Origin of the sequence: Streptomyces sp. NPDC048002, assembly GCF_040653275.1 — a bacterium.
Taxonomy (GTDB): Bacteria; Actinomycetota; Actinomycetes; order Streptomycetales; family Streptomycetaceae; genus Streptomyces.
The window spans coordinates 61,924-75,984 of sequence record NZ_JBEZNL010000032.1; the positions used below are offsets into that span (position 1 = coordinate 61,924).

Below are 14,061 nucleotides of genomic sequence, written 5' to 3' on the forward strand. Positions count from 1 at the left end.
CGCGCTTCCGCCCGCTACTCCGAGGCGTTGACCAGCACCGCCATGTTCCCCGCCGGGTGCTCGTTGTCGTGGATGAGCTGGTGGGCCAGGCCGATCTCCTCGAACCCGAGAGTGCGGGAGAGGCAGGGCACGATGGCGCCCTGGTCGATCAGCCGGGTGATCTCGCGGGCCTCACGGGCGCTGGCGCCGTGCGAGCCCTGGAGGCGCTTCTGCCGCATCCACAGGAACCGCAGGTCGATGTCGCCGTTGTAGCCGGTGGTACCGCCGCAGATGACGACCATGCCCGCGCTGTCGCACAGGTAGAGGGAGGTGGGGATGGTGTCCGCGCCGGAGTGCTCCAGCACGATCCGCGGACTGCGGCGTTCGCCCAGCACCTCCCAGAAGCGGCGTCCGAAGGCGCGCGCCCCGGACAGCCAGCGGCTCATCGCCTCCTCGTCGGTGGTGTCGGGCATCCGGCCCCAGTGGTCGAAGTCCCGGCGGTCGATCCAGCCCTTGGCGCCGAGCCGCACGCAGAACTCGCCGCGCTCCTCGCTGGAGACGACGGCGACCGGGATGCCGCCGACGTGCCGGACGAGCTGGATGGCGATGCTGCCGAGGCCGCCCGCGCCGCCCCAGATCAGGACCGGGTCGCCGGGCCGGACGGTGTGCGGGTCCCAGCCGAACAGCTGCCGGTAGGCGGTGGCCGCGGTCGCCATGTAGCAGGCCGCCGCGGCCCAGGACAGCCGGGCGGGCTTGGGGTGGCACATGTAGTCGTCCACGACGGCGAACTGGGCGAAGGAGCCGTAGTTCTCCTCGTAGCCCCACACCCGCTGGCTGGTGGAGGAGGCCGGGTCGCCGCCGAGGCGGATGTCCTCGGCCGACTCGTCCCAGCGGTTGGCGAGCACGACGACCTCGTCGCCGAGCCGGACGCCGCTGACGTCCTCGCCGACGGCCCAGACGATCCCGGACAGATCGGAGCCCCCGATGTGGAAGTCCTCGGTCGACCCGGCCTTCTGCCGGGCGGCGATCACGTCGAGCGGCTGGCCCAGCGCGGCCCAGACGTTGTTGTAGTTGACGCCGGCCGCCATCACCTTGACCAGGACCTGGCCGCGGCGCACCGGGGGCACGTCGACCACCTCGGTGCGGAAGGCGTCGACGGGCTGTCCGTAGCGCTCCCTGCGGATCACCGAGGCGTACATCTTCCGTGGTGCGAGGCCGAGTTCGGGCGCGTCGCCGAGTTCGTAGAGGTCCTGGGGCGCGGTCTCGGTCATTGGGGTTCTCCTGGACGGTCGGTGCCCGCTGGGGGCGGTGGGGGTACGGACGCTGGGGAGTCGGAGGTGGCGCGCAGCGCCTCGGCGACGACGGCGCCGATCAGGGCGAGCGGCTCGGGTTCGGTCATCTCGTAGTGCCCGCACGGCACTCGGTGGTCGTGCAGCGTCCCCCGTACATGGGGCCGCCAGGCGTCGGCCTTGCCCGGAGCCACCGCGAGGTCGCCCGCCGCGTCCGTGACCGGCTCGTCGTCCGCGCTGAAGAACAGCACGTCGCCGTCGAACGGGCCGGGCTCGAACCCGGGAGCGAGACGCAGGTTGTTGCGCATCACGTCGGCGACGGCGGCGGCCTGGGCGCGGGTGACGGGTGAACCGGCCGGATCCGCCGCGACCTTGGCGCCGATCCGGTCCAGCACGGCCGCCACGTCCGCCGGTCCGGCGTCGGGTTCCACGGACAGGCCGGCCACCCTGGTCAGCAGGGCCGCCACCTGGCGTTCGGCCGCCTCGGCGTCGTAGGCACTGCCGTACGGCTGCGGGGCGTCCAGCATGGCCAGCAACTCCACGCGCTCACCCCGCTCCTGGAGGGCGCGGGCCATGGCGTGCGCGACGAAACCGCCGTACGACCAGCCGAGCAGCCGGTACGGGCCGTGCGGCCGGGTGGCGCGGACCAGGTCGACGTAGGAGGCGACCATGGCGGCGGCGTCCGGCGCGGGCGGCCCGCTGCCGTCGAGGCCGGCGGCCTGGATGCCGTACACCGGCTGGTCGCCGCCCAGATGGGGCAGCAGGCCGGTGTAGCGCCAGGCCACGCCGGCGCCGGGGTGTACGCAGAACAGTGGTGCGGCGCCGCCCTCGGGGCGCAGGGGCAGCAGCGGCGCGAGGCCGCTCGCGGCGCCGCCGGTACCCGTGTCCCCGCCCATGTCCGTGCCGGTGCCGGTGCCGGTGCCGGTGCCGGTGCCGGTCGTGAGGATCCCTGCGACGGTCGGGGCGGCGATCAGCGCGGCGGCGGGCACGTCGAGGACGCCGTCGCGGCGGAGCCGGCCCGCGAGGAGCACGGCGCGCAGGGAGTCGCCGCCGAGGTCGAAGAAGTTGTCGTGCAGGCCGATGCCGCCGATGCCGAGGGTCTCCTCCCACAGCCGTACGACGGTCCGTTCGGCTTCGGTGCGCGGCGGCAGGTGCTCGGTGCCGAGCCGGGGCCGGGGCGCGAGGACCGGCCCGGCCTGGACGGTGTCGCCGGGCGCGGTGGTGCGGGCGCCGGGGGCGTCGATCCAGTGCCGCTGCCGTTCGAAGGCGTACGGCGGCAGCGGAACCGTGCGCGGGGTACCCGGCACCGGGGCGAGCGCGGAGTCCACTCCCGCGCTCCAGAGCCGGCCGAGCGCCTCGGCGAGGACGAATCCGTCGGCGGCGTCCGCCTTGGCGTGGCGCATGGTGGTGACCGTCACCGGTGTCTCCGGGGCCAGCCCGGCGGCCGCCAGCTTCACCAGGGTGTCCGCGGGTCCGATCTCCACCAGCACCGGACGCCCTTCCTCCCACAGGGCGTTGATGCCGTCGGCGAAGCACACGGTGCGGCGCGTGTGGTCGAGCCAGTGCCCCACGGACGTCGCCTCGGCGTCGGTGATCCAGGTGCCGGTGACGTTGGTGACGAACGGGATGCGGGGCGGGCGCAGGGTGACCGCGCGCAGGTGCTTGCCGTACGTCTCCAGCACCGGGTCCAGGACGTGGGAGTGGGCGGCGGCCGGGATGCGCACCCGGCGGAACGGGACGTCCCGGCGGGCGAGTTCCCGCTCGAAGCGCGCCACGGCGTCGTCGTACCCGGCGACGGTGCAGGCGGCCGGTCCGTTCACCGCGGCCAGCGACAGCTCGGCACCGAGCAGCGGCAGGACGTCCTCGGCCGGGGCCGCCACCGAGACGGTCGCCCCGCCGGCGTCGCCGATCAGCCGGATCCGCTCGGCCACCAGGGGCAGCATGTCGGCGAGGTCGATGACCCCGGCCAGGCAGGCCGCCGTGTACTCGCCGAGGGAGTGGCCGATCATCGCGTCCGGGCGGACCCCGGCGGCCATCAGGGTGCGGGCGAGGGCGTACTCGGTGACGACCAGGCCGAGGAAGGTGGGGAGGTGATCCGTCGGCGCCGCGTCGAGCAGGGCGGTGCGCGGGTCGGGGCCGAGGACGGGGCGCAGGATGCGGGCGCATGTGTCGACGGCGTCGCGGTAGACGGCGTCGTCGCGGTAGAGCTCCGCGCCCATGCCGGGGTACTGGGTGCCGCCGCCGGGCAGCAGGAACGCGACCCGGGCGGGCTCGTCCGGCACGGGCGGGGTGGCGGGGGCCGCGGCGCGCAGGGCGGACAGGGCCTCGGCGCGGGAGGCGGCGGTGACGGCCAGGCGGTGGCGCCGGGTGGGGCGGGCGACGCGCAGGGTGTGCGCGATGTCGTCCAGGCGCAGCTCGGGCCGCCGTTCGAGGTGGCGGGCGAGTGCCTCGGCCTGGCCGCGCAGGGCGCCGGCCGTGCGGGCCGACAGCGGCAACAGCAGCCGGCCTGTGCCTTCGGCTTCGCGCGGCAGCCGGCCTGTGCCCTCGGCTTCGCGCGGTGGGGCGTCGTGGGCCGCGGAGGGCGGTGCCTCCTCCAGGACGACGTGGGCGTTGGTGCCGCCGACCCCGAAGGCGCTGACCGCGGCCCGCCGGGGGTGGTCGGCGGCGGGCCAGTCCTCCAGGGCGGTCGGGACCCGGAAGGGGCTCGCCGCGAAGTCGATGAGCGGGTTGGGGCGGTCGAAGTGCAGGCTGGGCGGGATCTGCCGGTGTTCGAGGGCGAGGACGGCCTTGATGAGCCCGGCGATGCCGGCCGCCGCGCCCAGGTGGCCGATGTTGGTCTTCACCGAGCCGAGCGCGCAGTGGCCGCGCCGGTCGGTGGACTGACGGAAGGCCTCGGTGAGCGCGGCGACCTCGATGGGGTCGCCGAGACGGGTCGCGGTGCCGTGCGCCTCGACGAACTCGATGGTGCCGGCGTCCACCATCGCCTCGGCCTGCGCGGCGAGCACGACCTCGGTCTGCCCGGCGGAACTCGGCGCGCTGAAGCCGACCTTGCGCCGCCCGTCGTTGTTGACGGCGCTGCCCCTGATGACGGCCCGGACCGGGTCGCCGTCGGCCAGCGCGTCCGCCAGCCGTTTGAGGACGACCGCGCCGACGCCGTCCCCGGAGCAGGTGCCGGCGGCGTCCGCGGCGAACGCCCGGCAGCGTCCGTCCGGTGAGAACGGCCCGTCGGGTACGTGGCGGTAGCCCAGCGATGCCGAGGGGTTGAGGGAGACGGCGGCGGCGAGGGCGGTGTCGCAACGGTGGTCGAGGAGGTCCTGGCAGGCGGTGTGCACGGCGACGAGCGCGGTGGAGCAGGCCGTCTGAAGGGACACGCTCGGGCCGGTCAGCCCCAGTTCGTAGGAGACGCGGGTGGCGAGCGTGCCGAGCGAGTTGGCGGTGGCCGCGTGCACCAGCTCGACCGAGCCGGGCTGTCCGGCGTAGCGGGGGTGGAGGTGGGCGGGGTAGTAGCGGCTGTCGCCGGCGCCCGCGTACACGCCGAAGATGCCGCCGTCGGCGCCGGGGGCGAGCAGGCCCGCGTCCTCCAGGGCGTGGTGGGCGGTCTCCAGCAGCAGGCGTTGCTGCGGGTCGACGACGGCCGCCTCGGCGGGGGTCCAGCCGAAGAAGCCGGCGTCGAAGCGGTCGATGCCCTCGACGACGGCGACCATGCGGACGAGCGCCGGGTCGGCGAGGTCGCGCGGGTCGCCCCCGGCGGCGAGGAACTCCTCGTCGGTGACGGGGCGTACCGAGTCGTGGCCGGCCGCGAGGTTGTCCCAGAAGGCGTCCAGGTCGTCGGCGTCGGGGAACCGTCCGGCCATGCCGATGACGGCGACGGCCGGCGCCTGCTCCGCCTCGATGCCGTCCGGCTGGTCGTGCTCACGCATGGCCTCGGCCCTTTCCGTTCCGCGGGGAGCGGCGGACCCGTGCCTCGCGCTGTCGTCGTGCCTGTTCCCTGGCGCGGTCCAGCCCGCTCGGTGGTGGCGGCTCCCCCGCGCCGTCCTCGTCGCTCGCTCCGTCTGGCGCCGGGGTCCGGGCGGCGAGGTGGCGGGCCAGGTCGCGCACGGTGGGGTGGGCGAAGAGGTCGACCACGGTCAGGTCGGTGCCGAACGCCCGGTTGACGACCGTGTGCGCGGTGACCAGGCGCAGGGAGTTGCCGCCCAGGTCGAAGAAGTTGTCGTCCCGGCCCACCCGGTCGCGGCCCAGGACCTCGCACCACAGTGCGGCGAGCCGCTGTTCCAGGGCATGCAGGCGCTCCTCGGCCCCGTTCGCCGCAGGCTGCTGCGCGCTGCCGACGGCGCTCAGCACCCAGGGGGCGGCGCTCGCGGCGTCGGTCGCGGCCCGGTGCAGGGTGGCGATGTCCGCGCCGTCCTCCAGGGTGACGCGTCCGGCCAACCGCCTTACCCCGCGCACCGGTTCGGCGACATGGCTGCGGACCCAGGGGGCGGTGCGGTCGGCGCCGATCAGGAGGTGGGGTTCGTCCAGGGTGCGGGCGAAATCGAGCGAGCGGAGCGCGGCCGGGATGTCCAGCACCCGGTAGCCGCGGGCCTCGGTGAGCGCGGCGAGCCGGTAGCCCTCGCTCATGCCCCGCTCGTGCCACATGCTCCAGGCCAGGCTCTGCGCGGGCAGACCCCGGGCGCGCCGGTGGACGGCGAGCGCGTCGAGACCGGCGTTGGCCGCGGCGTAGGCGGTGTTCAGGGCGCCGCCGAACCAGCCGTTGACCGAGGAGAACAGCACGAACGAGGTGACCGGATGGTCGGCGGCGATCCGGTGCAGGGTCCAGGCGCCCCTGACCTTGGCGGCGAGCGCCGACCGCCAGGTGTCGGCGTCCAGTTCGCCGGCCGGCCGCTCGACCAGGGCACCGGCCAGATGCCAGACCGACACCAGGGGTACGCCCCAGTCCTTCGCGGCGGCGTCCACCGCGTCCCGGACCTGCTCCTCGTCGGTGACGTCCGCGCGGGCGTACCGCACGTCCGGCGAGTCCGACAGCCGGTGGTCGCCGGGCGCGCCGCGGCCGAGGAGCAGCAGCCGGGTGCCCGGGGTGCGCATCAGGTGGGCGGCGAGTTCGGTGCCCACTCCGCCCAGTCCGCCGCTGATCAGGTGGAAGCCCTCGCCGGCCGGCGGCCGCACGCGGTGCGGTGTCTCCGGCAGCGCGGCCAGCCGGCGCGCGAAGCGGCGTCCGTCCCGGTGGGCCACCTCGACGTCCACCGGCGGCTGTGCCGCTTCCGCCCGGACGAGCGGTACCGGGTCGGCGTCCCGGTCGAGGTCCAGGTGGACGCAGGCGAGCCCCGGGGCCTCCTCCCGCAGCGACTTGAGGACCGCGCCGGCCATCGCCTCGGCCGGGGACGGCAGTTCACCGTCCAGGACGGCCTGGGCGGCCACCGTCACGTGCAGGAGGTGCGTCGGCCGGGCGCCGAGGGCCCGGCCGAGGGCGAGCAGGGTGCGGGCGCTCGCGTCGTCCGGCGCGGGCTCGCCGTCGTCCAGGGCCGGCTCGCCGTCGGACCGGGCGGGATCGCCGTCGGACCGGGCGGGATCGCCGTCGTACGGCGCGGTGAGGTGGACGACGGCGTCGACCGGCCGGCCGTCGGCGTCCAGGTCCCGCAGCAGCGCGGTGTGGTCGGCGTCCTCGGCGGGCCTGATCCGGTAGCGGGCGGCGTCGTGGCGGGTGTACGCCGGTCCGTCCGTGACGACGGTGCAACGGTCGCCGTCGGCGCGCAGCGACCGGGCCAGGCGGTCGGCGGTCTCGTGGACGCGGGGGTCGGCGCCGGCCAGGACCAGGGTGTGCCGGCCGGGCGGCAGGGCGCGAGGGGGGTGCGGGGCGACGGGCCGCCACTCGGTCCGCAGGAACCAGTCGGGCAGGGTGGCGTCGGTGCCGAGCAGCAGTTGGGACTCCCGGACGGCCGCGTCGAACGCGCCCGCCTCGAAGCTCTTGCGCAGCTTGGTCCGCTGGATCTTGCCGATCTCGGTCTTGGGGATGTCGCCGGGGCCGACCGGCACGAGGAAGGCGGGGCTGACGCCGATCTCGCGGGTGACCTTGCCCGCGATGCCCCGCAGGGCGGCGGCCGGGTCGGTTCCGGGGGCCAGGTGGACGAAGAGCGCGAGTTCGTCGGTGCCCGCCGCCGGGTCGGTACGGACCGCGCACGCCGCGGTGAAGCTGCGGACTACGGTGGGCAGTTCCTCGACGCACGCCTCGATCTCGTGGCTGTAGTGGTTGACGCCGTTGACGATGATGACGTCCTTGGCGCGGCCGGTGATGAAGAGTTCACCGTGGCGCAGGAACGCGAGGTCGCCGGTGTCGAACCAGCCGTCCTCGGTGAACGCCTCGGCGTTCGCGGCCGGGTTGTCGTGGTAGCCGCCGGTCACGGAGGTGCCGCGGACCTGGAGCCGTCCGACGTCGCCCTCGGACAGCACGGCGCTGTCCTCGCCCACGACGCGCATGGCGAACCCGGGGTAGGGCAGGCCGCAGCTGACGAACGTCTCGTCGGTGCCGGGCGGTTCGGCGGGCAGGACCGCGTCGGTCACCACCGAGCAGGTCTCGGACATGCCCCAGCCGGGGTGCATCACGTCCTGGGGCAGTCCGAAGGGCCGCAGGGTGTGCAGGAAGGCGCGGGCGGAGGAGGCCGCGACGACCTCGCCCGCGTTCATCACCAGCCGCATCGGGCTCAGGTCCCAGTCGCGGTCCCGGAAGCGGTCGGCCTGCTCGGCGAGGAGCCCGAACGCGAAGTTGGGGGCCCAGGTGACGGTGACCCGGTGGCGGTGGGCGAGTTCGGTCCAGCGGGTCGGGTCCTGGAGGATCCAGGAGGTCGGCGCGTGGATCTGCCGGCAGCCGAGGTAGACGTCCCGCAGGTGGAACATGACGACGCCGGTGACGTGGTCGAGGGGGATCCAGTTCAGGGTGACGTCGTCGACGCCGAGTCCGTTCAGGGTCTCGGTCGCGGCGGAGCGGGTGAGCACATTGCGGTGGGTGAGCCGCACGGCCTTGGGCAGCCCGGTGCTGCCGGAGGTCATCAGCATCAGGATGATGTCGTCCGGTGCGGGGGCGTACCAGTCGCGGTCCTCGGGGGCGTCGCGGAGCGCGGCGGCGGTGGTCAGGCTCAGGCCGTCCCAGTTCCGCCGGACGGCGGCGCCGCGCAGTCCCGCTTCGAGGGCGGGCGAGCACACGACACGGGGGCGGCCGAGCATCCGCCAGATGCCCTCCAGTTTGGTGAGGGCGGCGGACGGATTGTCGTAGGAGGCGGGGACGGTCAACGGTACGGCGGTGAAGCCGCCGAGGACGCAGCCCCACAGCACGGCGAGGAAGTCCTCGCTGTCGTCGCACTGGAGGATCACCTGGTCGCCGGGGCGCAGTCCGGCGCGGCGCAGTCCGGCGAGAACCCGGGAGGCCTCGGGGACGAGGGAGGCGTAGTCACGGCGGGTCTCGCCGCCGTCGCCGCGGACGTGCACGATGTCGCCCAGGCCGCGCTCGGCGGCGCGGAGCAGGGCCTCCGCCCAACTGGACACGGAGGGTTCGGTCAGCTCGGGTCCCTCGCTGAGGGCCGGCGGGCGCTCGGCCGCGGCGGGGCCGGTCGACGGCGGCGCCGTCTCCTGGGCGCGGCGCGGCGCGCCGACGTGCCGCCGGACCGGTTCCTCCGGGATGTCCTCCACGGCGGACTCGGCGGCGGCGACACCGGCGACCCGGGTGAGACGGTCCCGCCAGTCGGCGGCGGCGGTGCGGTCGACCACCGGCAGGGCGTCGAGGGCGGCCGTGTCGAGGCTGCCGTCGGGGGTGCGGGGCAGCGCGTTGACGGCGGTGAGGCGGCCGGGGGCGGTGGCTGGGCCGGTGCTCGTGGTGGTACCGGCTATGGGATCGGTGCCGATACCGATGCCGGTGCCGCCTCCGGGTCCGGTGCCGGGTCCGCTTCCGGGTCCGGTGTGTCCCAGCAGCCGTTCGACGCTCTCGGCGGCGTTCGCGCGGCCCGGCACCACGAACAGCCGGGGCGCGCCGCCGTCGGCCGCGGGCAGCGCGACGGCGTCGCGCACGCCGGGCACGGAGCGGGCCGCCTCGGCCAGGCCGTCGATGTCGGGCGTACGGTCCTCGGCGGCGGCCCTCGGAGGGGGCGCGGGCAGGCGGCCGAGGCTCGTGTCCGGGTCGGCGGACACAGCGGCCAGCAGCCGGGCCAGGGCGCGGGCGAACTCCGCCGCGGTGGCCGGGTCGTAGAGGTCGGTGGCGTACTCGATGTGCAGGTCGAGGCCGTCGGGGGTGCCGTCCGGGGCGTGGCGTTCGAGGACGTCCACGAACAGGTCGACCTTGGCGGTGCCGGTGGCGGTGGGCCGAAGCGGGAACACCCGTCCGTCGAGGCGCAGCACGGCGGGTTCGTTGTTCTGGAGGGCGAGCATGACCTGGAACAGCGGGTGCCGGCCGGGCACGCGGTCCGGGTTGAGTTCGTCCACGAGCCGGTCGAAGGGCAGTTCGCGGTGGTCGAGCGCGGCCAGGTCGTCCCGGCGGACGCGGGCCAGCAGTTCCCGGAAGGCGGGGTCGCCGGAGGTGTCGGCGCGCAGGACCAGGGTGTTGGCGACCAGCCCGATCAGATCGTCCAGGCCCGGTTCGGAGCGCCCGGCGACGGGGACGCCCAGGACGATGTCCTCACCGGCGCCGCAGCGGGCGAGCAGGGCGGCGACGGCGGCGTGCAGCACCATGAAGAGGCTGGCGCCCTCGCGTTCGGCGAGGCCGGTCAGGTCCCGGTGCAGGCCGGGGTCGACGCGCTCGGTGACATGGGCGCCGTCGCGCGGTGCGGCAGGCCGTGGCCGGTCGCCGGGCAGGGTGCACTCCTCGGGTGCTCCGGCCAGTGCCTCCCGCCAGTGGGCGGTGAGCCGTTCGGCCTCGCCGCCGCCTTCGGGGCCGGGGGTGAGCAGGGCGCGCTGCCACAGCGCGTGGTCCGCGTACTGCGCCGGGAGCGCCTCCCAGGCCGGTGCGGTTCCCGCGCGCCGCGCCGCGTAGGCCGTGCCGAGGTCGTCGGCGAGGGGGCGCAGGGACCAGCCGTCGGCGGCGCTGTGGTGCAGGACGAGCAGCAGGACGCGCTGCTCGCCGGTGCCGAACAGCCAGGCGCGCAGGGGTGTTTCGGCGGTCAGGTCGAAATGGTGCCGGGAGGCCGCGCGCACGTGCGCGCCGATCTCCTCGACCGGGCAGTCGACGGCGCGCAGACTCGGGTGTGCCTCGCCGGGCGGAAGGATCCGCTGGTGGGGGGTGCCGTCGTCGGCGGTGGCGATCACCGTGCGCAGGCTCTCGTGCCGGTCGGTGAGATCACCGAGCGCGGCCCGCAGCGCCGCGTCGTCGGTCTCGGCACCGAGCGGGACGACCAGGGGGATGTTGTACGTCGCTGTCGCGCCGTCCAGCCGGTTCAGGACCCACATGCGTTCCTGGGCGTAGGACAGCGGGAGGCGTCCGGGGCGCGGCAGCGAGCCGAGCGCGGGCCGGGCGGGTGCGGTGCCGGGACGCCCGTCGAGGAGCCCGGCGAGCGCGGCGGGGGTCGGTGCGGTGAACAGGGCGGTGATGGGGACGTCGGTGCCGGACTCGTGGCGCAGTGCGGCCAGCAGCCGGGTGGCGAGCAACGAGTCGCCGCCCAGGGCGAAGAAGTCGGCGTCGACGCCCACGGTGTCCGGGGGCAGTTTCAGCACGGTCTCGAACAGGTGGCACACCAGGGCCTGTTCGGCGTTCGCGGGGCGCCCTCCGGCCGCCTCCTCGCCGAAGTCCGGTGCGGGCAGCGCGTCGGTGTCCAGTTTGCCGTTGGCGGTCAGCGGCAGCGCGTCCACCGGGACGCAGGCGGCGGGGACCATGTGCTCGGGCAGGTGCGCGGCCGTGTGGGAGCGCAACTCCGCCGCCGTGGGCGGCTGTTCACCGGTCGCCACGGTATAGGCGATGAGCTGTCGGGCGCCGCCGTCGGCCTCCCGTAGGACGACGGCGGCGCGGGCGACACCGGGGTGCCGGGCGAGGACGGCCTCGATCTCGCCGGGTTCGATCCGGAACCCGCGCAGCTGGATCTGCTGGTCGGCGCGGCCGAGGTAGTCGAGGGTGCCGTCGGCGCGGCGCCGGGCGAGGTCGCCGGAGCGGTACATCCGTCCGCCGGGCGGGCCGTAGGGGTCGTCCAGGAACCGTTCGGCGGTGAGTTCGGGCCGGTTCAGGTACCCGGGGGCCACACCGCCGCCCGCGATGTACATCTCGCCGACGGCGCCCGGCGGCACGGGCCTGCGGTCCGCGTCCAGGAGGTGGACGCGGAGGTCGGTGAGCGGGGTGCCGATGACGTCGGCGCGCCGCGGGTCGGTGAGGTCGGCCGGGGTGAGGCGGTGGTGGGTGACGTGCACCGTGGTCTCGGTGATGCCGTACATGTTCACCAGGGCGGGCCGGTCGAGGCCGTGCCGTGCGGTCCACGGTCGCAGGAGTTCCGGGCGGAGCGCCTCCCCGCCGAGGACGACGTACCGCAGCGCCCCGGCGGTCGGCCTCCCGTCGGCGTCCGCCGACTCCGCGTCCGCGTCGACGAGTTGCCCGAAGGCGGACGGCGTCTGACTCAGGACGGTCACACCCTCTTCGTGCAGCAGCCGCAGAAAGTCCCGCGGGGAGCGGCTGACGGCGTACGGCACCACGACGAGGCGGCCGCCGTGCAGCAGGGCGCCCCAGATCTCCCAGACGGAGAAGTCGAAGGCGTAGGAGTGGAAGAGGGTCCACACGTCGTCGGCGTCGAAGTCGAAGTGGTGGGCCGTGGCGGCGAACAGCCGCACCACGGCCGCGTGCGGGACGGGTACGCCCTTGGGGCGGCCGGTGGAGCCGGAGGTGTGGATGATGTACGCGGTGTCCGCCGGACCGGTCGGTCCGCCCCGGTCGGTGTCGGTCAGGTCGGCGGCCGGACGGCCGGCGAGGGCGGCTTCGGTGGCCGGGTCGTCCAGGACGAGGGTGGGGGTGCCGTCCAGGACGAGGGTGCGGGTGTCGTCGCTCCGCAGGTCGAGGGTGGGTGTGTCCCCGACGAGTTGCCCGGCGAGGGCGGCCTCGGTGACCAGGAGGACGGGCGCCGCGTCGGCCATGACCTGGCGCAGCCGCTGGACCGGGTGACCGGGGTCCAGCGGGAGGTAGGCGGCGCCGGTCTTGAGGACCGCGAGCAGGGTCGGCAGCAGCCGGGGGCCGCGGGGCAGCGCGAGGGCCACCACCCGGCCCGGTCCCGCGCCGTGCTCCAGGAGCAGCCGGGCGGCGCGGTTGGCGTCCTCGTTGAGCCGGCCGTACGTGAGGTGGCCGCCCTCGTGGGTGACGGCGATCCGGTCCGGCCGGGAGTTCGCCTGCCGTTCGAAAAGCTCGGTGAGCGTGGCGGCGGCCGGGAGTTCACGCACCGGCGCGTCCCCGGGGTGCTCGCCGGGCAGCAGCAGGTCGAGGTCGGCGAGCGTCGCGGTGGGCCCGGCCTCGGCCAGTCGCCGCAGCAGCAGGACGAACCGGTCGCGGTGGAGGGCGAGTTCGTCCTCCTCGTACAGGGCGGGGTTGGCGTCGAGGGCGAGCCAGAGGGTGCCGGGGCGGGTGCCGGGCCGGACACTGACCTGGAGGTCGTCGACGGCCCCGCCGGAGAGGTGGTGCCACCGGGCCGCGCTGCCGGCGAAGTCCAGTTCCTCGGTGAAGGGGACGACGTTCAGCACCGGCCCGTACAGGCGGCGCCCGGTGCCGAGCAGTCCGAGGTCGCGACGGATGGACTCGCCCCGGTACCGCTGGTGGCGGCGGAGCGAGGCCAGTTCGCCGGCCACCGAGCGCGCGAACTCCGCCAGCGGGGTGGCCGGTTGGGCGGACACGCGCAGGGGCAGCACGTCCGAGGCGGTGCCCGGGGTGCGCAGCGCGGCACCGCCGAGCCGGCTCATGGTGGCCATGCCGAGCACCAGGTCGTCGGCGCCGGTCATCCGGTGCAGGTAGACGGCCAGGGCGGCGGTGAGCAGGTCGGTGCGGGTGACACCGGCCCGGTTCGCCGCGGCGGACAGCGCCTCGGCGTCCGGGGCGGCGAGTTCGGCGGTGCGGCGCAGGAACGGGGCGCGCGCGGCGGCCGTACGGCGGGTGAGGCGGGCCGGTTCGGGCAGCCCGGCCAGGTGCCGGGCCCAGTGGTCCCGGTCGCGCTCGCGGTGCTCGGAGGCGAGGTAGGCCGTCTCCTCCCCGCGGAGCCGGCCGGCCGGTTCGAAGGTGCCGGGGCCGGGTTCGCGGCCCTCGGCCAGCGCGTTGTGGAGGTCGGCGAGTCGGCGGCCGAGGAGCTTGTAGCTGTAGCCGTCGAGCAGGATGTGATGGGCGCGCAGCAGCCAGATGTGCCGGTCGTCGGCGAGGGTGAGGAGGGTGTGCGCGAACAGCGGTCCCTTGTCGGTGTCCACCGGGGTCGCGAGGTCGGCGCGGATCAGCTCCCAGGCGGCGGACTCGGGGTCGGCGGCGCCCCGCAGGTCGGCCCGGTGCAGCGGCCAGTCCCCGGCGTCGTGCGCCGGCCGGCAGCGGGGGCCGTCGTCGGTCTCGAAGAAGCGCAGGCCGAACGTGCCGGCCTCGGCCACCGCTTGACGCAGCGCCCGCTCGAACAGGGCCGTGTCCAGGGCGCCGTGGATCTCCACCGCCTCCGCGGTGTTGTACGCGGCACTGTCGGGGGCGAGCCGTCCGGCGTACCAGAGGCCCTCCTGAGCGCCGGACAGCGCCACGGACCGGTCGGCGGACGGGACTTCGGGACGGGACTCCTCGTGGAGTGACATGGCACAACCCTCACGTAGCAAGCCGTAGCGATCCGGC

General features: G+C 75.4%; 3 protein-coding genes. All 3 read right to left on the reverse strand.

Annotated elements, in window-relative coordinates:
* Nucleotides 1-14 precede the first annotated feature (14 nt).
* The 3 genes from ccrA to AB0E07_RS29865 are packed head-to-tail and all read right to left on the reverse strand — an operon-like array spanning nt 15 to nt 14,024.
* Nucleotides 15-1,250 carry a crotonyl-CoA carboxylase/reductase gene (gene ccrA, locus AB0E07_RS29855; protein ID WP_362258975.1) on the reverse strand — a complete coding sequence of 412 codons (1,236 nt, stop codon included), beginning with the start codon at nt 1,248-1,250 and terminating at the stop codon, nt 15-17.
* Nucleotides 1,247-5,188 carry an alpha/beta fold hydrolase gene (locus AB0E07_RS29860; RefSeq protein ID WP_362258978.1) on the reverse strand — a complete coding sequence of 1,314 codons (3,942 nt, stop codon included), beginning with the start codon at nt 5,186-5,188 and terminating at the stop codon, nt 1,247-1,249. Before AB0E07_RS29860 ends, ccrA begins: the two co-directional genes overlap by 4 nt.
* The gene (locus AB0E07_RS29865; RefSeq protein ID WP_362258981.1) at nt 5,181-14,024 is read right to left on the reverse strand and encodes an amino acid adenylation domain-containing protein; all 8,844 of its coding nucleotides are present in this window, start codon (nt 14,022-14,024) and stop codon (nt 5,181-5,183) included. The genes AB0E07_RS29860 and AB0E07_RS29865 overlap by 8 nt, the downstream gene beginning before the upstream one ends.
* Nucleotides 14,025-14,061 lie beyond the last annotated feature (37 nt).